General features: G+C 35.4%; 25 protein-coding genes. 10 read left to right on the top strand and 15 right to left on the bottom strand.

From position 1 onward, the window contains the following. Nucleotides 1–61 precede the first annotated feature (61 nt). The 3 genes from M2372_RS11305 to M2372_RS11295 all read left to right on the top strand — a co-directional run bounded on the left by M2372_RS11305 (nt 62) and on the right by M2372_RS11295 (nt 2154). Nucleotides 62–493, top strand: coding sequence for a BT0820 family HAD-type phosphatase (locus M2372_RS11305; protein WP_115968919.1), 432 nt, complete (start codon nt 62–64; stop codon nt 491–493). An 84-nt stretch (nt 494–577) separates the two neighbouring features. Continuing rightward, complete coding sequence (map, locus tag M2372_RS11300) at nt 578–1387, top strand: type I methionyl aminopeptidase (RefSeq protein ID WP_115968918.1); 810 nt, start codon at nt 578–580, stop codon at nt 1385–1387. Continuing rightward, nucleotides 1387–2154, top strand: coding sequence for a class I SAM-dependent methyltransferase (locus M2372_RS11295; protein WP_123319369.1), 768 nt, complete (start codon nt 1387–1389; stop codon nt 2152–2154). Before map ends, M2372_RS11295 begins: the two co-directional genes overlap by 1 nt. A 132-nt stretch (nt 2155–2286) precedes the next feature. Here the strand turns inward: M2372_RS11295 and M2372_RS11290 are convergent, their stop codons facing one another. Continuing rightward, a complete protein-coding gene (locus M2372_RS11290; RefSeq protein WP_115968916.1) occupies nt 2287–2619 on the bottom strand; it encodes a multidrug efflux SMR transporter in 333 nt (110 codons plus the stop codon). Between the two features lie 566 nt (nt 2620–3185). Then, nucleotides 3186–3749, bottom strand: a complete 564-nt coding sequence (locus tag M2372_RS11285) for a Crp/Fnr family transcriptional regulator (protein WP_123319368.1) — start codon at nt 3747–3749, stop codon at nt 3186–3188. Nucleotides 3750–4116: 367 nt separating this feature from the next. On the opposite strand from M2372_RS11285, the gene era reads away from it, so the two are divergent. The 3 genes from era (at nt 4117) to M2372_RS11270 (ending at nt 8041) form a co-directional block, all read left to right on the top strand. Beyond that, entirely contained in the window at nt 4117–4992 is an 876-nt protein-coding gene (gene era, locus M2372_RS11280) for a GTPase Era (protein ID WP_068943071.1), read from the top strand. Nucleotides 4993–5059: 67 nt separating this feature from the next. After that, entirely contained in the window at nt 5060–5488 is a 429-nt protein-coding gene (locus tag M2372_RS11275) for a DoxX family protein (protein WP_123319367.1), read from the top strand. Nucleotides 5489–5638: 150 nt separating this feature from the next. Further along, the gene (locus M2372_RS11270) at nt 5639–8041 is read left to right on the top strand and encodes a S9 family peptidase (protein ID WP_123319366.1); all 2403 of its coding nucleotides are present in this window, start codon (nt 5639–5641) and stop codon (nt 8039–8041) included. Nucleotides 8042–8111: 70 nt separating this feature from the next. Here M2372_RS11270 and M2372_RS11265 read toward each other — a convergent pair whose 3' ends face one another. Beyond that, nucleotides 8112–8801 (bottom strand): HAD family hydrolase, encoded by a 690-nt coding sequence (locus M2372_RS11265; RefSeq protein WP_123320087.1) that lies wholly within the window; start codon nt 8799–8801, stop codon nt 8112–8114. A 75-nt stretch (nt 8802–8876) separates the two neighbouring features. On the opposite strand from M2372_RS11265, the gene M2372_RS11260 reads away from it, so the two are divergent. Both M2372_RS11260 and M2372_RS11255 read left to right on the top strand, forming a co-directional pair. Then, the gene (locus tag M2372_RS11260; protein WP_115968912.1) at nt 8877–9437 is read left to right on the top strand and encodes a Crp/Fnr family transcriptional regulator; all 561 of its coding nucleotides are present in this window, start codon (nt 8877–8879) and stop codon (nt 9435–9437) included. A 280-nt stretch (nt 9438–9717) separates the two neighbouring features. Next, the gene (locus M2372_RS11255) at nt 9718–10218 is read left to right on the top strand and encodes a GNAT family N-acetyltransferase (RefSeq protein WP_123319365.1); all 501 of its coding nucleotides are present in this window, start codon (nt 9718–9720) and stop codon (nt 10216–10218) included. Between the two features lie 53 nt (nt 10219–10271). On the opposite strand, the gene M2372_RS11250 is transcribed toward M2372_RS11255, so the two are convergent. From M2372_RS11250 to M2372_RS11205, 10 genes are all read right to left on the bottom strand, one after another. After that, nucleotides 10272–11090, bottom strand: a complete 819-nt coding sequence (locus tag M2372_RS11250; protein WP_123319364.1) for a GLPGLI family protein — start codon at nt 11088–11090, stop codon at nt 10272–10274. A gap of 68 nt (nt 11091–11158) precedes the next feature. Then, nucleotides 11159–12532 (bottom strand): MATE family efflux transporter, encoded by a 1374-nt coding sequence (locus tag M2372_RS11245; RefSeq protein WP_115968909.1) that lies wholly within the window; start codon nt 12530–12532, stop codon nt 11159–11161. Between the two features lie 100 nt (nt 12533–12632). Next, a complete protein-coding gene (locus M2372_RS11240) occupies nt 12633–13817 on the bottom strand; it encodes a sigma-54 dependent transcriptional regulator (protein ID WP_115968908.1) in 1185 nt (394 codons plus the stop codon). A 56-nt stretch (nt 13818–13873) separates the two neighbouring features. Then, nucleotides 13874–14533 (bottom strand): YggS family pyridoxal phosphate-dependent enzyme, encoded by a 660-nt coding sequence (locus M2372_RS11235; RefSeq protein ID WP_123319363.1) that lies wholly within the window; start codon nt 14531–14533, stop codon nt 13874–13876. Nucleotides 14534–14657: 124 nt separating this feature from the next. Beyond that, nucleotides 14658–15518: a polysaccharide deacetylase family protein gene (locus M2372_RS11230; RefSeq protein ID WP_123319362.1), complete on the bottom strand. Its 861-nt coding sequence runs from the start codon at nt 15516–15518 to the stop codon at nt 14658–14660. Between the two features lie 313 nt (nt 15519–15831). Next, the gene (locus M2372_RS11225) at nt 15832–16560 is read right to left on the bottom strand and encodes a DUF72 domain-containing protein (RefSeq protein WP_123319361.1); all 729 of its coding nucleotides are present in this window, start codon (nt 16558–16560) and stop codon (nt 15832–15834) included. 4 nt (nt 16561–16564) lie between these two features. Beyond that, on the bottom strand, nt 16565–19411 hold the full coding sequence (locus M2372_RS11220) for a heavy metal translocating P-type ATPase (protein ID WP_123319360.1): 2847 nt from the start codon (nt 19409–19411) through the stop codon (nt 16565–16567). Nucleotides 19412–19589: 178 nt separating this feature from the next. Next, the gene (locus M2372_RS11215; protein WP_123319359.1) at nt 19590–20150 is read right to left on the bottom strand and encodes an AraC family transcriptional regulator; all 561 of its coding nucleotides are present in this window, start codon (nt 20148–20150) and stop codon (nt 19590–19592) included. Further along, the gene (locus tag M2372_RS11210; protein WP_115968902.1) at nt 20147–20542 is read right to left on the bottom strand and encodes an acyl-CoA thioesterase; all 396 of its coding nucleotides are present in this window, start codon (nt 20540–20542) and stop codon (nt 20147–20149) included. Before M2372_RS11210 ends, M2372_RS11215 begins: the two co-directional genes overlap by 4 nt. Nucleotides 20543–20638: 96 nt before the next feature. Further along, complete coding sequence (locus M2372_RS11205; protein WP_123319358.1) at nt 20639–21052, bottom strand: DUF6157 family protein; 414 nt, start codon at nt 21050–21052, stop codon at nt 20639–20641. Between the two features lie 426 nt (nt 21053–21478). On the opposite strand from M2372_RS11205, the gene M2372_RS11200 reads away from it, so the two are divergent. Then, a complete protein-coding gene (locus M2372_RS11200) occupies nt 21479–21844 on the top strand; it encodes an RNA-binding protein (RefSeq protein WP_045496213.1) in 366 nt (121 codons plus the stop codon). Between the two features lie 32 nt (nt 21845–21876). On the opposite strand, the gene M2372_RS11195 is transcribed toward M2372_RS11200, so the two are convergent. Both M2372_RS11195 and M2372_RS11190 read right to left on the bottom strand, forming a co-directional pair. Next, on the bottom strand, nt 21877–22377 hold the full coding sequence (locus M2372_RS11195) for a BlaI/MecI/CopY family transcriptional regulator (protein ID WP_123320086.1): 501 nt from the start codon (nt 22375–22377) through the stop codon (nt 21877–21879). 8 nt (nt 22378–22385) lie between these two features. Further along, nucleotides 22386–22988, bottom strand: coding sequence for a phosphatase PAP2 family protein (locus tag M2372_RS11190; RefSeq protein ID WP_123319357.1), 603 nt, complete (start codon nt 22986–22988; stop codon nt 22386–22388). Between the two features lie 296 nt (nt 22989–23284). Between M2372_RS11190 and M2372_RS11185 the strand changes: the two genes are divergently transcribed. Then, nucleotides 23285–23716: an NIPSNAP family protein gene (locus M2372_RS11185; protein WP_123319356.1), complete on the top strand. Its 432-nt coding sequence runs from the start codon at nt 23285–23287 to the stop codon at nt 23714–23716. The last annotated feature ends 284 nt before the right edge of the window (nt 23717–24000 follow it).

Genomic DNA, 24000 nt, shown 5'->3' with positions numbered 1-24000 from the left:
TGCCTTTCTTTTTGGCACTCTTTTTTATTTCTTATCTTTGCAAAGCTAAAAAAAGAACAAAATGTTAAATAATAAAAAGATTGCTGTTGACTTTGACGGAACTATTGTTGATGATGCTTATCCGGGGATTGGGAAGGCAAAGATCTTCGCTTTCGAGACCTTGAAAAGATTGCAGGCAGAAGGATACAGACTTATTCTTTGGACATACAGACACGGAGAAACATTAGAAGATGCAATAGAATTCTGCAAAAAGAATGGAGTAGAATTTTATGCAGTGAACTCAAGTTTCGAAGGAGAAGTTTTCGATTCTGAAAACCAATCCAGAAAGTTGGATGCAGACTGGTTCATTGATGATAGAAATTTAGGCGGATTCCCTGGATGGGGTGAAATCTACAATATCATTCAGGAAAGAATAGAATTCCGTGTAGAAGGTAAAGAAGTTTTAGCCTATTCAAAACTTAAAAAAGAAAAGAAAAAAGGCCTTTTCTGGTAGAATAAAAAATAACAATTTAACAGTGCACCGATTGAGCAATCATATTGTTACACTGATATATTAATACATTGGTAAATTAATACAATGATTCAATTAAAAACAATAGACGAACTGCGTCTGATGAAGGAGAGCGCCCGATTGGTTTCTAAAACATTGGGAATGTTGGCAAAAGAAATTAAACCGGGAATTACGACTTTATATTTAGATAAGTTAGCACACGATTTTATTAAAGATCATGGTGCTCACCCTGCATTCTTAGGATATGGAGGTTTCCCGAATTCTCTGTGTATCTCTCCGAATGAGCAGGTAGTTCACGGCTTCCCGAATAATGAAGTGGTAAAAGAAGGAGACGTTCTTTCCGTAGACTGCGGAGTAATACTTAACGGATTTGTGGGAGACCACGCTTATACTTTCGAAATCGGAGAAGTAAAACCAGAGGTTAAAAAACTATTGAAAGTTGCTAAAGAATCTCTTTATAAAGGTATTGAGCAGTGTGTAAGAGGAAAAAGAATCGGAGATATTTCTAATGCTATCCAGAAACATTGTGAAAAAGAAGGATATGGAGTGGTAAAAGAATTGGTAGGACATGGTTTGGGAAGACAGATGCATGAAGATCCTCAGGTTCCTAACTATGGAAAACAGGGAAGTGGAAAGGTGATTAAAGACGGTTTGGCAATTGCTATTGAACCTATGATCAACCTTGGAACAGAAAAAGTAAAGTTCCACAGCGATGGCTGGACGGTAACGACTTTAGATAACCTTCCTTCTGCACACTTCGAGCATGATGTAGCAGTAATCAATGGTAAGCCGGTATTGCTTTCCACATTTGATTATGTGTATGAAGCATTAGGGATTGTAAGTGATGAAGAAAAAGCTTTCCAACTGGACTTTTAATGAAAAAGATAACTAAGCTTTTACTGAACAAAATTCCACGTCCGATGCTTATTAAAATGAGCATCTGGGCAAGACCGCTTATTTATCAGTTTTTCAAAGGAGATCAGTTTTATGATCCTATCGATGGAAGATCTTACCGAAAGTTTCTGCCTTATGGGTACGGGAAGCAAAGGGAAAATGCCCTTTCTCCGGGAACCCTAAGTCTGGAGAGACACCGCCAGATGTGGCTGTATCTTCAGAATGAAACCGATTTCTTCATTAAAAGTTATAAAGTTCTGCATATTGCTCCCGAACAGGAATTTTTAAGGAAATTCAAGAGAATGAGCAATCTGAATTATATATCGGCAGATTTATATTCTCCCATTGTTGATGTAAAAGCCGATATTCTTGATTTACCTTTTGAGGATAACAGTTTTGATATCATTTTCTGTAACCACGTTCTGGAACACATTGAAGATGATGCAAAGGCAATGAGTGAACTATACAGAGTAATGAAGCCAAGTGGATGGGGAATCCTTCAGGTTCCGATGAAAAATTCACTGGAAAAAACCTATGAAGATTTTACCATCAAAGATCCAAAGGAACGCCAGAAACATTTTGGCCAATATGATCACGTTCGTTGGTACGGAATGGATTATTTTGACCGTTTAAAAAAAGTAGGCTTTGAAACAGATGCGAACTTCTATTCGCAGAAATTTTCTGAAGAAGAAATAAAGAAGTACGGGTTGAGAAGCAATGAAATCTTACCTTTAGTCTTCAAAAAATAATAAGAAATATAAATATGGATACAAACAAAGCTAAGGTTGCAAAGTATCCTGAAATATAATCAAAAAACAAAACCGTCTTCATATCGAAGGCGGTTTCATTTTTAAATATAGATAGAAGTTTATATTTTTATCTTAGTGTGATGAAGACACAGCTTTTAAACCTACAACAGAACCAATAAGAGTCATAATAAAGAATACTCTCCAGAAGCTTACAGGGTCTTTAAAGAAGATGATTCCCATTAAAGCAGTTCCTACCGCTCCAATTCCTGTCCATACCGCATAAGCAGTTCCAATAGGTAACGTTTGTGTTGCTTTAATCAGAAGAAGCATACTGATAGTCATCGTTATCAGAAAACCGGTATACCAAAGATACATTTCCGTTCCTGATGTCTCTTTTGCCTTTCCTAAACAAGAGGCAAAGGCAACCTCAAATAATCCTGCGATAACTAATATTATCCAATTCATTTTTTAAAATTTTTCTACTGCAAATTTCAGGATTTGAATGGAGAAAACATTTTACAATTGTTAAAAAATGATGTTTTATATAAGAGGGAAGCTGGAGGCTGGAAGCGGGAGGTTATGGTAGTTGGAATAGGGGATGTTCTGATGTTTAATTAATGGAGTTATTATTTGAAGGGAAGCTGGAAGCGGGAGGTTATGGTAGTTGGAATGGGTGATGTTCTGATGTTTAATCAATAGGGGGCTTTTTGATAGGAAGCTGGAGGCTGGGAGAGGGAAGTTATGACAGTTGGAATGAGTGGTATTCTGTTGCTTAACTAATGAGAGCTTTTTAGATAAAAGCTATTACTGCTTCCTTTTATTTCAATAAATAATCATCAATATTGAGATCATGTACAATATAATATCAATAGGAGCGGACTTTAGTCCGCTCTCAATATAAATAACCATTCCTTCGGCTTTAGCCAAAACCTAAAATGACATTTAGATTAATTAATAAAACAGATACGTTTTTAGAGACTGTCATAAACTTCCATCCTCCCTCTTCCAGCTTCCATCCTCAAACACCCACTTTATTTAATCTCCGCCCGGATTCTGCTCAAACTCACCTGTGTAATTCCAAGATAGGACGCAATATGCCCAAGCTGAACTCTTTTAAGCAGATCAGGTTGATACTGGATAATATCTTTGTATCGCTCCAGAGACGTTTTGAATTGTCTTGAAATAATCAGTTCTTCAGATTTTATCATTTCTGCTTCAGCTAGTTTTCTTCCCCAGTTGGCAATATGAATATCTTCATTAAACAGCTTTTTGAGATTATCTGTTTCAAGTCTGTACAGATCACAGTCTTCCAGTAATTCAATGCTTTCATAACCCGGTTTGTCTTCCACATAGCTTTTCATAGAAAGGACGCATTGGCCTTCACTTCCAAACCAGAATGTAATATCATTATCCGATGTGGATGAATAGGCGCGGGCAATTCCTTTCCTTATAAAATAGACATAGGGAATTACCTTATCAGCTTCCATCAGACAATACCCTTTCGGGTGTGAAACTTCGGTTATATATGCTTTTAAGCTATTTTTGGAGGGCTCCGGAAGGATATAAATTTGGTCAAGAATCTGGTCTATATTCATAAAAGATGAATTTTAATATTCAAAAGTATCAGTTTTAAGTAATGCGATACAAAATTATTTTATGGTTTTTGTGAGAACTATATCAGCTGTCGGATAAAGAAAAGATTATGACGGGTATTGCGGTAAGGTTTATCTTTCGACAGGAGTCTCTACAAAGTATTTGAATAATGTTAAATTGTTTAGATCTTTACAGGATGATAAATAGAATGTTTTAGAAACCGCGGATCTTTTTATCATATCATACCATATAATTCTTCTTAGTAAAATAATATAAAAACAAATAACTCTCTTTTTTCTTTTAAATATTGAGATTAACCGTAAAGACCAATTTTGTTTTACTAACTTTGCAGTTCGTAATATTATTTTTATGCACAAAGCTGGATTTGTAAATATAGTTGGAAAGCCCAATGCCGGAAAATCGACACTACTCAACCAATTAATGGGAGAGAAACTGGCGATTGTAACGCAGAAAGCCCAGACAACCCGTCACCGAATTTTTGGTATTTATAATGAAGAGGACCTTCAGATTGTATTTTCAGATACTCCCGGAGTATTGGATCCAAAATACGGATTGCAGGAGAAGATGATGGATTTTGTAAAAGATTCCCTACAGGATGCGGATGTATTCCTGTTTATCGTTGATGTAACCGATAAAGCTGAACCTTCCGAATTTTTAATTGATAAATTAAATAAAATCCCTGTTCCTGTACTTTTACTATTAAATAAAGTAGATCAGACTGATCAGGCAGGCCTTGAAACATTGGTAGAAACCTGGCATAATAGGATTCCAAAAGCGGAAATACTTCCTATTTCTGCTCTGAATGCCTTTAATACTGAGGTTATTTTACCTAAACTAAAATCTTTATTGCCTGAAAATCCACCTTATTATGATAAGGATCAGTATACAGATAAACCAGAAAGGTTCTTCGTAAATGAGGCAATCCGTGAGAAAATCCTTTTAAACTATGATAAGGAAATTCCATATTCTGTGGAAGTAGTGACGGAGCAGTTCAAAGAAAAAGAAGGAATTATCTTCATTGATTCTATTATTTATGTGGAAAGAGATACCCAAAAAGGAATCATTATCGGACATAAAGGAGAAGCTATCAAAAAAGTAGGAACAGAAGCCAGATTAGACCTGGAGAAGTTCTTTTCCAAGAAAATTCACTTAAATTTATTTGTTAAGGTGAAAAAAGATTGGAGAAAGAACGATAGAGACCTTAAGAATTTTGGCTACAGATAGACTAAAAATGCTGTAAAGCCCCTTGTATTAAAAGATTTTTATTACCTTAGTCTAAATTTTTTAGTAGATGAACTATAATAATTCAAATTCGAGCTCAATACCTAAAGATATTATTTTATTAGTAGTAAGAGTATTTGTGGGTTTTGCAATGCTATCTCACGGATACCCGAAACTACAAATGTTGTTGGCAGGTGGAAAAATCGAATTCTTTGATTTTCTTGGCATGGGACCTCAGATTACTCTGGTTCTTACAGTACTTGCCGAATTTGTTTGTTCAATTCTGCTGATATTAGGGCTTTTCACAAGGGTTTCCTTAGGTTTCCTGATCTTTACAATGATCATTGCCGGATTTGTAGTTCATGGAGCAGATCCTTTTGAAAAAAGAGAAATGAGCCTTATTTATCTTTCGGTATACCTTCTTCTGATGATGACAGGAGCCGGAAAAGTTTCTGTAGATCATTTGATTGAGAGAAGAAAAAGAGCTTCAGACTGGTAAAAACTTACAATATATAATCAAAAGAGCATCTTAAGATGCTCTTTTTTATTGGAGTTATTTTTATAAATCTCTTTATTATTAGGGTTTATAGGTGGTTTTTTATGCCAGATTTATCTCAAAAATCACTACATTCGTAGAAAATGAATCTATATGAAGATAAAACTGACAATCTGCCTTCTGGCATTTCTCAATTTTTATGATGCCCAGGAGAATATTACTTATCAGAAACCCTCTGCCGAAATTTTAAAACTGGCAGATTATGAAAGACCACCATCAGTTCTAATGAACAATAAAAAAGATTGGGTGGTTTTTACCTACCGTCCAACTTATAAAACGTTGGATGATCTTAATCAGCAGGAAATGAAGCTGGGTGGATTAAGGATCAACCCGGTTACCAATATAGCAAGCACTGTTACTTATTTCAACAATCTTAAAGTAAGAAAGTTCAGTGATAAAAATGAGGTTCAGGTGAAGAATCTGCCTGCAGGCGCCAAAATTGCCTATGTACAGTTTTCACCGGACGAAAAAAAACTCACTTTTACCAATACAACGAATAAGGGAGTAGAGTTGTGGATTGTAGATATGGAAACAGCTACAGCCAAAAAGATTACAGGAGATATTCTGAATGCCAATTTAGGAACTCCATATCTTTGGTATAATGATTCCCAAAGTTTACTAATCAGAACGCTGCCTCAAAACAGACCTGCTTTGATTGATTCAGGAAAAGATCTTCCCACAGGACCCATTGTCTCTACAGCAGATGGAAAAGTATCCCAAAACAGAACATACCAGGATCTTTTAAAGAATCCGCAGGATGAAAAGAACTTCGAGACATTAGTAACTTCTGAAGTATTCAATGTAGATCTGAACGGGAACCTTAAAAAGGTAATGGACCAGGATATGTATACAGGATTAAGTTTTTCTCCTGATGGAAATTACCTGTTGTCTTCAGTCATTAAAAAGCCATTTTCTTATATTGTTCCACTGAACAGATTTCCTATGACCACAACTGTATCTGATACAAAAGGAAATACAGTAAAAGTTGTCAATGAAATTCCTCTGAATGAAATTATGCCTAAAGGTTTTTCATCAGTAAGAACAGGAAAGAGAGAAATGTCCTGGAGAAATGATGTTCCGGCTACATTAGTCTTTACTGAAGCTCTTGATGGTGGAGATCAATATAAAACTTCAGAATACAGAGATGAAATTTTTACCTGGGATGCGCCATTTACAGCTGCTCCTAAATCATTCTTCAAAATCAAACAGAGATTTGAGGATGTAGATTGGACGAATGACCACTATGCCTTAGTATCTGAAGAATGGTATGATACAAGAAATACCAAAACATTCCTGGTTGATCTTAACAATGGTGAATCAAAGATAATTGATGACAGAAATTCTCAGGACGTTTACAGCGATCCGGGAAAATTCAATACAGTGAAAAACCAATACGGTAGATCCGTTGTTGATATGAAAGGAGGTAAAGCTTTTCTGATAGGAGAAGGATTTACCAAAGAAGGTCAGCATCCGTTTATTGATGAGATGGATATTAAATCATTGAAAAAGAAAAGGTTATACACTTCTAATCTTAAAGGCGCTAAAGAAAATATTGTAGATATTTTAAATCCGTCAAAAGGAGAAATCTTAACAACGCAGGAATCTTCAAGCCAATATCCGAACTTTTTCAAAAAGAATATCAAATCTAGCAAAGCTGAAGCGGTAACTCATTTTACCAATCCTTTTGAAAGTATCAAAGATGTTCACAAAGAAGTAATTACTTACAAAAGAAATGATGGTGTTACATTAACGGGAACTCTTTATCTGCCGGCAAACTATGACAGAAAGGCGAAGAAAGAAAAATTACCTTTATTGATCTGGGCTTATCCAAGAGAATTTAAGGATAAGAATACAGCAGGGCAGAGTACTCAGAATGATAATGACTTTACTTTCCCTTATTATGGCTCTTTCGTGTACTGGGTGACTAAAGGATATGCTGTTTTAGATAATGCTGCATTCCCGATCATCGGAGAAGGAAAAACAGAACCCAATGATACCTTTATTACGCAATTGGTAGCTGATGCTGATGCTGCGATTAATGCAGTAGATCAGTTAGGGTATATCGATAAAAAGAAAGTTGCTGTTGGAGGTCACTCATATGGGGCATTTATGACGGCTAACTTATTGACACACTCTAATCTTTTTGCATGTGGAATTGCAAGAAGTGGTGCTTACAACAGAACACTTACTCCATTTGGATTCCAAACTGAGCAAAGAAACTATTGGGATGTTCCGGAGATCTATAATACCATGTCTCCGTTTATGAACGCAGATAAAATGAAAACCCCATTGCTTCTGATTCATGGTGATGCAGATAACAATCCGGGAACTTTTACATTGCAGACGGAAAGGTATTTCCAGGCTTTGAAAAACCTTGGAGCATCAGTAAGAATGGTTCTTCTTCCGAAAGAATCACACGGATATCAGGCTAAAGAGAATATATTTCACGTTTTATGGGAACAGGATCAGTTCCTAGAAAAATGTCTGAAAAAATAATATTAAAGGCTGTCCCATTTCTGGGACAGCCTTTATTTTTACAGAATGACAATGAAAGTTAATTGGAGGATTAAAGAAATTCTAAGATCTCATCAATATTTTTTAATTCCATAAAACGGTCATGTTCAAGGTTTAGATCATGTTGTTCATGGCTCCAGGTCACATGGTAAGGAATATGAGCTGCTGATCCTCCGATTTCCAATACAGGCAGAATATCAGACTTAATTGAATTTCCGAGCATAAGGAAATTTTCCGGCTGGCAGTCAAGATGCTTCAGTAATTTTTTGTAATCATTTTCCTTTTTATCACTCATGATCTCAATATGGTGGAAATAGTCCTGTAATCCTGAATTTTTAAGCTTGCGTTCCTGATCCAGAAGGTCTCCTTTGGTGGCAACAACCAGCCTGTATTTTCCCTTTAGACTTTCCAGGGTTTCCGTTACTCCGTCTAAAAGCTCAATCGGTTTCTGAAGAAGCTCCTGTCCCAATTCAATAGCTTTGTTGACCAGTCGGAGAGGAGCTGTATTGTCAGAAGCTCTTCCGATAGTTTCAACCATACACAGCATAAATCCTTTGACTCCATAACCATATAAATGGAGATTTTTCATCTCTGTTTTAAACAATTCCTGAGAGACAGAATGCTGAGGAAGATAGTCTTCAAGCAGTATACAGAATTCTTTTTCGGCTTCCTGAAAATAAGGCTCATTGATCCAAAGTGTATCATCCGCATCGAAAGCTATTGTTGTAATATGATTATTCATTTTTGTTTTGTAAATTTCTGGTTCAAATTTCTGTATAAAAAATAAATCAGCAAAGGACAATTGTCCCGAAGACCTATGTTACGAACAAATCAATCTTTTTTAAGCCATCTGGAAACACTTTATCAAAAACAATCCGGAGAAAATATAGTTCTGGAATCATTCTTCATAGGTCAGAAATTATTAATCCAGGATCACTCTGTTTCTAAAGTAATGCTGATTAAAGAAGGAATTACGAAATGCTACTTTGAAGAAGAAAATGGAAAAGAATACATTGTTGAATTTCTGGGAAGTGGTGAAATCATGGGGGAAGTGGAACTGATTAAAAATATCCCTTGTCTATGCGGTATTGAAGCATTAACGGAAGTTGTGGTATATACGATCAGCCTGTCATATTTTAATGAGCTGATTCAAAAAGATCTTATTTTAAATAACCTATTATTGAATTCCTTTGCAGAACGTATTATCAATACTTCCAGCAGAGCTTCATATCAGCAGCTTTATACTGTAGAACACACATTGACGCAGTTGCTTAAAATGCAGTCTAAACAGAATATTCAGATTTCCAAAGAAGATATGGCTGCATATTTAGGAATCACAGTACGGAGCCTGAACAGAATTTTGAAAGATTTGAAATAATAGTTGTTGGTAAGCGTAAAGATTTTAAACCAACTTTATATCTATTTAAGAAGCAAGAGAATCAAAGATTCTCAGCAAGAAAAATACGTTCAACTTATTTTTTCTATTACAATATTCTAAGTCCCTATGGAACTTTAAAACGGATTTTAAGTACATTGACTTATAGTTTTTATAGGGGTTAGATGATTTTTATTAATTAAATTTAAATAAACTGTTCAATTAAATAGGGGGTATTTTTTAAATTTATTACTTTTGCATAATAAAATTGAATACAATACCAATGGGGAATTTAAAATTCAGAAATGCAGAATTAGCCGATTTAAATAAAATTGTAGCGATTTACAACTCAACAATTGCTTCGAGAATGGTGACTGCAGACGTTGAAGAAGTTTCTGTAGAAAGTAAAGTACAATGGTTCAGTGAGCATAATACTGAAACAAGACCACTTTGGGTTGTAGAAGATACAGATGGTCAAATGATAGGCTGGGTGAGTTTCAGTTCATTCCATGAAAGGTCGGCCTACAGTGGGACTGTGGAAGTGAGTATTTATCTGGATGAGAGCTGTAGAGGAAAAGGGTATGGCAAAATGATTCTTCAATATTGTATAGATAATGCAGGAAAATTTGGGGTGAATAACCTGGTTGCACTTATTTTTCTTCATAATGAACCGAGTTTAAAGCTGTTCAGGTACTTTGGATTTGAAGATTGGGGAAACCTTCCTAATGTAGCCGTTCTGGATGGAATAGAAAGAAGCCTTGTAATATTGGGGAAAAGGATTTAAATAAAAAAGCGACCTTGTTAGGATCGCTTTTATGATTAGTATTACATTGAGTCTCAGAAGACAGGCTGCTTATCTTTTTCAATATAAACATATCGGCCTTTTATTCCTTTCTGAAGCATTTCTTTTTTACTGTTAAGAGCTTCAATAGATTCTATCGTTTCATTCTTAAAGGTTGATTTTTGCCCGTTCTTTATTCCTTCCGAAAACATCCTTGTAGGGTTTTGATAAATATCTTCGATATACTTATTGAACTTCTCATTGGTGATAGGAATAGCCTGTTTTCCATAATGGGTTTCTACGAAATCCTGAGTATCATAATCTGAACTTAGTTTTTCATTGTTGATAAGCTTATATACAAAATTCTGATCTATATCTTCCAGCATAAAGATGAGACCGGGAAGTCCTCTGAATTTATAGGGGCCTTCTTTGATGTTGATCTCATTAGAAAACCATGCAATCCAGCTTCTGCCTCCAAATTCTGTGGTAGCTTTTTGAAGTTTATAACCATTGTATTCTTTGGTTTCAGGGATGACCTGCCATTTCATTTCATCATTTGTTTTTACCACAAAATAGTCAAAAAAATCTCTGTACCAATTATTTTTGAAAGATTCAGGTTTTCTTTCAATTACCTGGTCTGTTCTTGTACTGTAATGCGATATTGATTGGTTGTTTTCTTTATTTTTTACATCATAGTCGGCAAAACTTTTATCATAAAATTTAACAGATCTGGAGCTTACATCCAGATTCATCAGGTTGGTGATGTATTCCTGGGAAGAATCGTTTCGGTATCGAAGTTCGTAAGTGAATCTGTTCGTTTGAGATTGATATAGAGCACCTGCATACAGAGCGAAGATGATCAGTGTTTTTTTCATGCTTATTAATTAATGTCGTCAAAAATAATAAAAAAACGCAGAGTTTTTATCTCTGCGTTTTTTTATTATTATGCTTTAACCTCAATATTTTGTTTGATTCTCTTTGCTGACATATTTAAGAACCGTTTAACAAGGAATACGGCTGAAATCGTTAATCCCAATCCTAGAGCGATCCACATTCCGAAAGCTCCCATTTCCAATGTTACACAGAAGAAATATCCCAGTGGAATGGTAATCACCCAATAGGCAATAAAGGTGTAGATTGATGGAATTTTCACATCCTGTAACCCTCTCAGCATTCCTAAAGCTGTTACCTGGATTCCATCAGAAAGCTGGAATAAAGCTGCAATGATCATCAGCTTTGAAGCCAGGGTGATCACTTCTACTTCTTCTTTTTTCGTAAAGAAAGTAGGCAGTATATTTCTTCCAAGAATGAAGACCAATCCACAGATGCACATGAAAATAAAAGCGATCTTTAAATTATTGATCCCTACTTTTCTGAGTTCCACAAAGTTTTGTTCACCCAGTTTTCTTCCGATCATTACGGTAGAAGCTACACTGAATCCAACACAAAGGTTGAAGGTGAATGAAGCCATACTCAGGGCGATCTGGTGAGAGGCAATATCGTGTGCAGAAATTAATCCGCAGATAAATGCTGCTCCTGCAAAAGCTGTTACTTCGAAAAACATCTGTAATGCGGTAGGCAATCCCAGTCTTACCATTTTATCAAACATCGCTTTTGAGAAACTTTGGATTTTTAATGAAAAATCCTTGATATAACGTCTCGTTCTCTTTTCCTTCAACAATACAAAATAAAGGAAAACTACCATGAAGATTCTAGAGATTAAAGTTGCTAAAGCAGAACCTTGTACTCCCATTGGCGGAATACCCCAAAGCCCTTTGATAAAAACGTAGTTTAGAACAATATTGATGATGTTAGCAATAATGGTAGCCTTGGTAACTCCAATTGTATAAGATAAGCCTTCTGAAACCTCACGAAGTGTCTGAAAAGCCATAATAGGTATCATACTGACCACCATAATACTTAAAAAGCCTATCGTATCAGGAATGATCTTCTCTGGCTGCCCGGAATGATAGAGTAGTGGCATTACTGCGAATAATACCAACATAAGAATAACACCCACAGCCATATTGATGATAAAACCATGACTAAAAACAGAATTAATAGTAGCATGATCCTCCTTTGAATGTGCTTCCGAAACCAATGGTGGTATCGCGAATGAAAATCCAAGAGCCAATACAAATATAGAGAAGAACACTGCATTACCTAATGAAACGGACGCTAATGCATCAGCGCCTAAAAGTTTTCCAACAATAATATTGTCGAATAAATTCACTGAAACTTGCCCTACCTGGGTAAGCATTACAGGTAGAGCCAAAGTCAGGCATTCTTTTGTGTGGTTTTTGTTTAAAAATTTCATAATATTTTAAGATTCATATAGTTTATCATTCAAAATAGTCCAAAAAAAAAATTTGCAGTAGTGTACTGCAAATTTTTATAATATTGTAATAATAGCTTTATTATTTCCTTACAAAACTTGCAACGTCACTTTCAGAAACAGTATTTCCACCAAGAATAATCAATCTTTCCACAACATTCCTTAACTCCCTGATATTTCCAGTCCATGAAAGAGCTTTTAAAGCGTCGATAGCTTTATCTTCAAACTTTTTCATAGCAGTACCATGCTCATCAGCAATCATACCGGAGAAATGCTCAACCAGCAATTTGATATCGTCTTTTCTGTCATCCAATGGCGGAACATAGATTTCAATTACAGAAAGTCTGTGGTAAAGGTCTTCTCTGAATTTTCCTTCTTCAATCTCTTTCTGCATATTTTTATTCGTTGCTGCAATTACTCTTACATCAACTTTTATTTCTTTATCGCTTCCCACAGGAGATACTTTACTTTCCTGAAGTGCTCTTAATACCTTAGCCTGAGCGATAAGGCTCATGTCTCCGATCTCATCAAGGAAAATAGTTCCTCCGTTAGCCTGTTCAAATTTTCCCTGCTTATCTTTAATTGCACCTGTAAAAGAACCTTTTACGTGTCCGAAAAGTTCAGATTCAATAAGTTCAGATGGGATGGCCGCGCAGTTTACCTCAATCATTGGTCCTCTTGCACGCTCACTTTGATTGTGAATAGCATGAGCTACCAATTCTTTTCCCGCACCGTTAGGCCCTGTAATCAGAACTCTGGCATCAGAAACAGCTACCTTTTCGATCATATCCTGAATCTTCTGCAAAGCAGGAGAATTTCCGATCATCTGGTATTTTTTATTTACTTTTCTCTTTAGCGTTTTATTTTCAGTCTGAAGGTTTTTGTTTTCTTTCTTCAGGGTTTCTTTTACTAAAGCATTCTTTACACTCGTAATAAGCCTGTTGATATCAATTGGCTTAGAGATAAAGTCGTATGCACCTTCTTTCAGGCAGGAAACGGCAGAATCAATGTCTGCGTGACCTGAAATCATGATAAAAGTAGTTTCAGGCTTTAATAACAGACTCTGCTTCAAAAGCTCGGTTCCTGAAAGTTTAGGCATTTTGATATCAGAAATCACCAACGCGAAATCTTCTTTTTCTACCTGTTTGTAACCTTCAAGGCCGTCTTCGGCAATAACAAATTCATAATCTGTAAGTTCGTCAGAAAGAATACTGTGAAGTACTCCTGAGATTGCTTTTTCGTCTTCTACTATAAGGATTTTTTGCATAGTTGCAAATTTAAATTTTTTGTTTCAATTATTAGCAAAAACCATACCTAAATATTCTATTGAGAATAGTCTCTTCTTCCAAAAATTGCAGATCCCACTCTCACAGAGTTGGCTCCACATTTAATAGCCACAGGGAAATCATCACTCATTCCCATTGATAAGGTTTTTAAAGATTTTAGTTGATTTAATTCATCAAAAAGCACTTTTAGAGTTAAAAATTCTTTTCTGATCTGGGACTCATTATCCGTAAAGGTAGCCATTCCCATCAAACCGGTAATTGCAATATGTGGATAATTTCCATCAATATACTGTTGGAAAAGAGCTTTGGCTTCAGAAATTTCAAGCCCAAATTTACTTTCCTCTGCAGCAATTTTTACCTGAAGCAAAACTTTAATGCTTCTATTGTTTTTACCAGCTTCCTTATTGATTTCAGTCAATAATTTTTCTGAATCCACACTTTGGATGGTATCTATAAACGGAGCGATGTATTTTACTTTATTGGTCTGTAGGTGTCCGATCAGATGCCATTGGATATCTTCAGGCATGAGAGGAGCCTTTTCCATCAGTTCCTGAACTTTGTTTTCTCCAAAAACTCTTTGCCCAAGATCATACACCTCCTGAATAGAAGCAACCGGATGCGTTTTTGAAACGGCAACCAGTTGAACATCTGATGTAAGCTGACCTTGTATTGCTTTATAATTTTCCTTAATACTCATACATGCAAATTTCCGAAATTTAGTTCAAGGTTCAAAGCTTTAAGTTGAAAGTGGTGGAAAAACAGATGTTTTCCTATAGGTATCTGCTTTTCATGAATTTTTTGACTTCACTTTAATGCCTGAATTAATTCAGGATCTCATTGATCTTCGGATACTGAGAGATCTTTCTGAAAACAAACTTGTTGCTTTTCTGTAGTTTCTCGATAAACAGATCCAGCTCATTGATAGAATCAGTGTCTCTAAGGTATTGGTCATGAGTAAGGAAAACCAGATGTCTTGATGTTTTTTCAAGATCGTTCAGAAAGATGCTGTCTACTTTTTTCAGCATGGCTTCATGGCTTCCTTTTAAGGTCATTTTTTGAGAAGGTCTCCATTCAAGATCCCAGCCAATGACTTTATAGCCTGCTCTTTTAAGACCATCTGCAGCTGCAGTGGAGCTTTTAATATCCGTTACATTAATATTGTTCAGTCTCCAGATATTTCTTCCCGGAGTTCTTGCTATTTTATCATGAAGTTTCAGACTGTCTTTGGCAATATCAAAATCATGAACCACGGCATCAGCATTCTTATAAAAATCACTGTATTTGTTATGGGCATGGGTAAAACTGTGATTGGCCAGCTCAATCCTAGGATTTTCCTTTAAAAGGGTAAAGTCATTTTTTTGTTTTGTGCTTCCATAGGCGTGTCTTCCCACTAAAAAAGCTGTGGCACATACATTTCTTTTATCAAGGATCTTTAAAAGATTTTCTGTTCCCTGATTGGGGCCATCGTCGAAGGTAAGGTAGATCACTCTTTTATCCGGATCTACGTTTTCATCGTCCATCGTGGGAACTGTTTTTGCGGTAGGATGTTCCGGTGAGCTCATAGTGTCGTTCACGTCGCTTTTAAAATTACAGCTGTTTAATACTACTGAAGTTGCACTCATCAATGCAAACATCCCGAGAAAAGTCCTGTTTTTTGACTTTCCCGCAAAAATTTTTCTCATAAAAGTAATGGAAATTTAAATTGTTAAAAATCGTTAAAAATAACGGTAGAATGTTAACAAATTATATGCCATATTTCTCGGTAATTTTCCTTTTTAAGGTTATTTTAAGAACTTTATTTTAAAGGTGATTTCCGTTAAATTACTGATTATTGTATAATGGTTTTGTTTTCTACAATTCTTAACATTTATAAATACTAAAGCGATAGTCTTTTTCTATTTATGTTGAAGTAATAATATTCTTCCTTTACTTGGGAATTATTTTATTTTAACAAACGTAAGACATATTATGGGAATGATTTTGACAGTATGATATTCATTTTAAAATGCTTTTCAGGTACAAAGCATTTTCAATGGCAGCGGTTCCCCATGTATTGTTAAAGAATATAAATACAGTCTGTTGGGTATTTGCTGTACTTTCTGCAAGATGATTAAGAAAACCTTCGGTATAAGCAGATTTGTAGAGAACTGGTTTTCCATGAAGTCTATAGTATATTACCTCAGAATGATTAATGATAATGTCTTCAGGAAGATTTCCGGGGAAACTTACTCCTGAGAATACAATATTATTGCTTTTTAAAAGATCAAAAATCTCCTTCTTCCACCAGGATTCGTGACGGAACTCAATAACATTTAAAAATCGATTGTCAATATTGTTAATGATCAAATCTATATTTTCCTGAGTATGTTTAAAAGAGGGTGGAAACTGATACAGGAAGCCGGAAAGTTTTTGTTGAAGATGTTCATGAATATGTCTGCAGAAGACGGTGATTTCGTCTTTTGAATCTGCAAGACGTTTTTGATGGGTAATTGTTTTAGGAATTTTAATAAAAAACCTGAACGATTCGTGTGTTTCGTTATGCCATTTTAAGAGTGTCTTGGCAGTGGGTATTCTATAGAATGTAGAATTGATCTCTACGGCATTAAAAGTTCTGGTATATAAGGAAAGAAAATCTTTACCAGGGGTATTCTCAGGATATAAAGACCCTTTCCAGTCATTATTATAAAACCCTGAGCATCCTATGTAAAGATTTTCTTTTTTCATGCTGTTATTTTATATCCAGATCCACCGAATTTAATCTTAATGAATTTAAAATCACGGATAATGAACTTACGCTCATTGCTGCTGCGGCAATCATCGGTGATAAGAGGATTCCAAAAAATGGATACAATAATCCTGCCGCAACCGGAATTCCCAGGACATTATAAATAAAGGCAAAGAACAGATTCTCTTTAATATTTTTAAGAAGTTTTTCGCTTAATAATTTTGCTTTTGCTACTCCTAAAATATCTCCTTTTAATAAGGTGATTTCAGCGCTTTCAATAGCAACATCGGTACCGGTTCCCATAGCAATTCCTATATCCGACTGGGCAAGGGCAGGGGAGTCGTTGATTCCATCACCGGTCATCGCTACAACTTTACCTTGTTGCTGTAGTTTTTTTACTTCATTCAGCTTATCTTCAGGAAGGCAATTGGCTTTAAAATGTTTGATTCCTAATTCTTCAGCAACAGCTTTGGCGGTATGTTCATTATCTCCGGTCATCATAATAATGTCAACACCTTCGCTCATTAATCTATCTATTGCTTTTTTTGAACTTGCTTTAATTTTATCCGTAAAGCTGATGAATCCTAATACTTTCTGATCCTGAGCAATATAAGAAATAGTATGTGCTTTTGACTGTACTTCTGTAGCTTTCTGCTTTAATGTTGCTGGAATCTGGATCTGATGGGAGATTAATAGATTTTCATTTCCAAGATAGGCTGTTTTCCCATTGACGTTTCCTTTTACCCCTTTTCCTGAAATGTTTTCAAACTGATCTACTTTTTCAGCGGATACATTTTCATCCTTTGCTTTCTTGATAACAGCGTTTGAAAGTGGGTGTTCCGAATTTTGATTCAGTGAAAAGGCAAGTTTTAAAATATGATTTTTATCTTCGTTATTTACTGTCTCTATATACTCTACAGAAGGTTTTCCTTCCGTTAAAGTTCCCGTTTTGTCGGTGATCAGAACGTTTACCTTATTCATTTGTTCAAGAGCTTCTGCGTTTTTGATCAGAATACCGTTTTTAGCTCCTTTTCCGATGCCTACCATCAAGGACATTGGAGTAGCCAGTCCTAAAGCACAGGGACATGCTACAATTAGAACTGCTACAGCATTCACGAAAGCGAATAAACTTCTTTTCCCTTCCGGGCCAAAGAACTGCCATAAAACAAAAGTAAGAACAGCAATAAGGATTACTACAGGAACAAAAACCTTTGATACTTTATCTGTCAGTTTTTGGATAGGTGCTCTGCTTCGGCTGGCTTCATTCACCATTTTAATGATTTGTGAAAGCAATGTTTCATCACCTACTTTTTCGGCTTTCATGATGAATACCTGATTTCCGTTAATTGTTCCTGAAGAAACTTTGTCATCAACGGTTTTTTCAACGGGAACAGGCTCGCCTGTAATCATACTTTCGTCTACGATAGAGTTTCCTTCTGTAATTTTTCCGTCAACCGGAATTTTTTCACCCGGTTTTACCTTTAAAAGATCTCCGATTTTCACCTGAGAAAGCAATACTTTTTTTTCTTCGCCATTCACGATAAGATTCGCTTCATCTGGTGAAAGGTTCATCAATTCCTTGATGGCATTTCCTGTCTTTTTATGTGCAGCGGCTTCCATCAGCTGTCCAAGAATAACAAGGGTAAGAATCACACAGACTGCTTCAAAATACAGTGGGATTTCATGATTGTGTCCACGAATTTCATGAGGGATAATGTCAGGGAAAGCTAATGCTGCAATACTGAAAATAAAGGCAGCAGCCACACCCAGTGCAATTAAGCTAAACATATTCAGATTCCAGGTTTTGAAGGAAACCCAACCTCTTTTTAACAGAAACCAACCGGAATAAAACATCACAGGAAGTGTTAAAGCAAGCTCAATAAATCCCTGTACCTGATGTGAAAACGGAAAGTCTATAAACATTCCACCCATAGAGAGAATGAAAACAGGAATGGTGAATGCCAGTGAAATCAGAAATTTTCTTTTCAGAATGTTGTAGGTTTCATCTTCATCATCTTCTCCACTGTCGGGCATTCTTACCAGATCCATTCCACAAATTGAGCAGCTTCCCGGTTCATCACTGATGATTTCAGGATGCATCGGACAAGTGTATTTTGCGGTTTTCTTCTCCGGGTATTTTACCAGGTCCATTCCACAAACCGGACATCCCACGTTGGAATCATAGGTTTTATCTCCTTCACAGTACATTGGACAGTAGTATCTTCCTGCCATTTCATCAGTGACCTTAGGGGCTTCATGATGGTTGTGATTATGTGAATGTGAATGATTGTGGTGTGAAACTGCGTTTTTAGCCATATCGTCGGAGATTTCCTCTAAACGCATATGACATACAGGGCAGTCTCCTTTTTCATCATATACTTTATCTCCTTCGCAGAACATCGGGCAATAGTATTTGCCAATACTGTCTTTAAAGATTTCAGGAAGATGGGTAGATGAGTAAGTGGGCTTATGATTAGGATCTTTTGCAAGTTTTTCTTCAATCGGAACCAGATACATATTGCAGTCAGGACATCTTTCTCCCTGTTTGAAATATACTTTATCCCCTTCACATTCCATAGGGCAATAATATACTGAAGATGGGGATACACGATCCTGAGGTTTTACAAAAGCTTTTTCAGGATTGTTTGGGTCTTCAAGTCTGTACTTTCCTATTTCTGCCAGGGAATCGTTTAAAACTGAAAGGGCAATTGCGTGATCAGAAGTGATCGTAGCCGTGTTGTTTTCCAGATTTACATCGGCAGTAACGCCTTCAATACTGTTCAGTTGGTTAGAGATCTTTTTCTGGCAACCGGAACAGGTCATTCCGAGTATTTTATACTGTTGGTCCATGATTCTTAAATTTATACTACAAATTTCCAAAATGAAAATATAAGGCTGTTATAAATTTAAGGATAATAGTTATAGAATTTAGGTTTGAGAGTGGGAGAGTATTAGAGGAGCAGGGAATTGATACATTATTATAATATCAAATATTCTGACACTCATACTCAAATACTCTCCAACTCAATTAAAGAGTATCGAGGGGTTTTCTATGATGATCTTTTAATTTTTTAAACTCAGTAGGTGTGAATCCGGTAACGTTACGGAATTGGGTAGAAAGATGCTGAACGCTTTTATAGCCCAGTTTTCCTGCAATTTCCGTAAGATTAAATTCATTATATAAAAGAAGCTCCTTTACCTTTTCTATTTTTTGAAGAATAAAAAACTGTTCCAGTGTGATGTTTTCATTCTGGGAGAATGTTTTTGAAAGGGAACTGTAATCTTTATGAAGTTTTGAACTTAAAAATTCAGAAAGAAGAAAATCCTCATCAATGTCAAGGTCACTGACTTTTACAATAATAAGATTTTTAATTTTCTCAATAAGTTGATGGGCAGAATCCATGATTCTTTCAAAACCGGTTTCAAGCAGTTTTTCTTCAATGGACTGCATGATCGTTGCAGAAACATCCGACTCTGTTTCTACTTCTCCCAAGATAACAGAACTTGTGTTTACATTTGCATTATTGAAGATGGTTTCTACAGCGGAAATACATCTGCTGCAGACCATATTCTTTATGAATATCTTCATAGTTCGCTGTTTAACCTGTCTTTTACAAACTCAATTTTGGTTTTGCCATGAGGAGCTGGGTTTCCGTCACTGTCCAGATTAACCATGACGATTTTATCTACGGTAATGATCGTCTGATGGGTCATTTTATTACGGACATCACATCTTAAAGTAATAGAGGAGGATCCAAAGTGATTGGCTTCAATACCAATTTCTATAATGTCTCCCTGTTTTGCGGAACTTACAAAGTTGATCTCAGAAATAAATTTAGTTACTACTTTAGTGTTTTCAAGCTGGATGATTGCATATAATGCTGCTTCTTCATCAATCCATTGTAATAGTCTTCCTCCGAATAGTGAATGATTAGGATTTAAATCTTCGGGTTTTACCCATTTTCTTGTATGGTAGTTCATATTCTTAATAATTTACAGTACAAATTTAGTGTTAAAAGCTGGTGTTGTCAAAAGAATTGCATTTATGAATCTGAAGAGAATTATTCATTTTCTCAATTATTTTCTTTTGGAGCGCATTGCTTTCGTTTTTGCGATGTCGGGATCGGTTAAGAATTTTTGGTATTCTTTACTTTCTACGGGGAATATTGCTACTTTCCCTTCCTTATTATGATGAAATCCGAATCCATATCTTTTGGCGAGGGGAGAAGAGCGGAGGCAGGCTTGACCTTTGGAAAAGAATTGCTCTCTTACTTTCTGTTTTTCATTTTCTGAAATATCATTTTTAAAGGCATAGCCATCAAAAATAATATCATCTGATGAATATTGATAAGGATGTTTACTGATCTTTTCATATTGAAGGTTCGCCAGAGTTTTTTCTTTCTTATCAGGGGGAACCTGTGCATGGGAGACGGGGCAGTCTTCGGCAACTTCTATGAAAGTATTCGTGTAATTGGTGCTATGTTGTTTCATAATAAAATCCCATTAAAGGCTTCATGAATGTAATGTTAAAAAGGGATTATAAATATACTAATATCTGTTTGTATTCTAAAATATAGGTTGTCGGCAGCCAATGAGTCTTACATGGGGTGTGATTATTCCAAACAATTACACCTTATTTATATATAATACTAAAAGAATTTTATTATGTTAACTAACTTTAACTTTTTAATATGTTTCAGGGTTAATTTATTGATAATCAGTTTTTTAATGTTTGATTTTTAGTGAAATTAAACATTAAATTCAAACCAATGTGAGAAAGAGATAAAAAAAGCTTTGATTTAACGTTTTTAATTGTATCTTGCATACGTTTATATTTGGAATCAATATTTGTTCATTAATTTATGTTGCTTTTCTTTTATATACCAAATTTTTATTAATTTTTTAATTTATTTTAAAATGAACATTTTTGTTTCAAACATCAATTACGCAACTAAAGAGTATGAGTTGCACGATCTATTTGCAGAATTTGGTGATGTATCATCAGCTAAAATCGTAACAGACAGAGAAACTGGCCGTTCTAGAGGTTTTGGTTTCATCGAGATGGGTGATGAAGAAGGACAGCAGGCTATTGAAGCTCTTAATCAAAAAGAATTCAACGGAAAAACATTAAACGTATCTGAAGCTAAGCCAAGAGAAGAGAAGCCAAGAAGAAGCTTCGATAACAACAGAGGTGGAGGTTACGGTGGTAACAACCGTGGAAATGGTGGCGGTGGCTACGGCGGTGGAAACCGTGGTGGTAACGGCGGCGGAAATCGTTGGTAAAAAATATGAAGCGGCTTTTTAAGCCGCTTTTTTTATGGTTTCTTTTTCTTTTTCTTCTTTTCTTTATCCTTATCTTTTTCTTTGCTGATTTTTGCCTTTTTGTCTTTTTCTTTCTTCGGATTTAATATCTCGTCAGCAACCTCAAATTTTGGTTCTTCAACTTTCGCAGGTTTGATTTCAATTTTAAGATCAAAATAGCCTTTAAGATCGTTCTGTGTAAGCAGCTTCTCACTGAACAAAAACTCAAGGATTTCCTTTCCTGAATCATTGAAAAAATTGTGTGTAAGTTCTTTTAATAAAAACTTCCTGTATTCCTCAGACGGAACAAGTACCGTATACTTGAAGATTCTCCCTTCTTTTACAGTAGATAAATAGCCCTTTTCAACCAATATTTTCAAATATGTGGAAACCGTATTTTGGTGTGGTTTGGGTTCCGGGTGCTGCTCCATAACGTCCTTCAGATAGAAAGATTCCATTGTCCAAAACAGCTTCATAAAGTTTTCTTCTGCGGCAGTAAGATGATTGATTTTCATATATTCTTCTAATGTTGAAATTGTATATTGCAATAAAGATAAATAAAAGATACCATAAAAGCTATTCCAGCTCCCATAAATACTTCTTTTACCGTATGCCTTTTTAAAATAATTCTGGTGAGTCCCACCAGGCTGGCGATCCCTAACCATACAAGACCCATTTTCCAGTCTAAGGTGAAAAATAATGCCGCTACAAATATATTAAATGCAGTGTGCATCGAACTTTTAATGAAAAAATTGCTGATCTGAAGGGCAAAAAGCAGGATTAAAATAAAAAGCATTACCAGATCAATATACCCGTTTCTGATATAATGGAAAATAAGGTAAACCACAACACAGGCAGCAATAAATACATACAGTGTTTTTCGCTGTACCCGGTTAGAAACATCCATATTGGTGTATCTTCCGGTTTTCACATTCCATATCAGCCAGATAACAACTGGAGCAATAATCATTAATAATATAGGCAGAAAATAAAGCAGAGATTCCTTAAAAGTATACTCCCTGGTGCTCATATACACAAAAAAGATAATCAGAGAAACCAGTGGATTGAAGAAATCTGAGATAACCTTTGAGATTTTGTGAAGAAGCGAAGACTTTTTTTCTTCCATATTTAAGTTTAAAGACCAAATATAAGATTATAAGCCCAAAAAACAAACGAAGACCGGATGATGATAACGTTTTTGAGATACTGAAAATGCAGATAAGTGCTGATGCTTCTTATTATACAGAATGTTTTTTTTGTTTTTTTTGAAAATAATCCGCTTTATTTCCGGAAATATTTAATTTTAATCACTTCTGTTTTTGAAGATAAAAGGAATGATTAAAATTGAATATTTTTTGAAATATCAGATATAATAAAGGCTGATACAAAGGATTAATAAACTAATATCAATACTTATATATAATGAAACAACTATTTACATTATTCATATTTGTTCTGGGTGGATTTGTTTTTGGACAAACTTATTCTTCAACAGATTCTCCGCCCTCACTACTTCCTGTTCACCAGTTGAGAATTTATGAAATTCCAAAAGAAAACAGACAGGTGTTTTTAGACCGGTTCAGAGATCATGCCTTGAGAATTATGAAAAAATATGGATTCAATATTGTGTCAATCTGGGAGTCAGAGTCTGAAGAAAAAACAGAGTTTGTCTATCTGCTGGAATGGAAGGATGAAAACACAATGAAAATAGCATGGCAGGGTTTTATGGCAGATAAAGAATGGAAAGAGATTAAGGTTCAGACCGCAAAACTACATGGTGATTTTGTCAATAATATTGAAGACAGAACACTGAAGCTTACAGATTTTTCACCGGAAAAGAAGCTGTTGAAATAACCAAAAGATATGTTAACAATAATTAAAGAGGAAAGAGGAAGGGAATAAAATCAAGTGGTTTTTTGATAGTCTGTTTCATTTATGATGCCCGGAAGACTATACTGACAGGCTGATTTCTTATGTATTGCAATAAGAAAATAACAGACAAATTGCTGTTTTATGGGGGGTTCTAAGGGTCGAAAATTAAGAATAATCTGTTCCGCCTGCAAATAGATTTTAGAGAAAAAAGGAAAAGTTACTTATGCATACAATAAAAACAAAGTTTTTTTCATAATTTTGCTCAA

This window comes from Chryseobacterium sp. BIGb0232 (assembly GCF_024810195.1).
GTDB lineage: Bacteria > Bacteroidota > Bacteroidia > Flavobacteriales > Weeksellaceae > Chryseobacterium > Chryseobacterium pennae.
The sequence above is the reverse complement of the archived record's forward strand: the minus strand, read 5'-3'. Positions and strand labels throughout refer to the sequence as shown.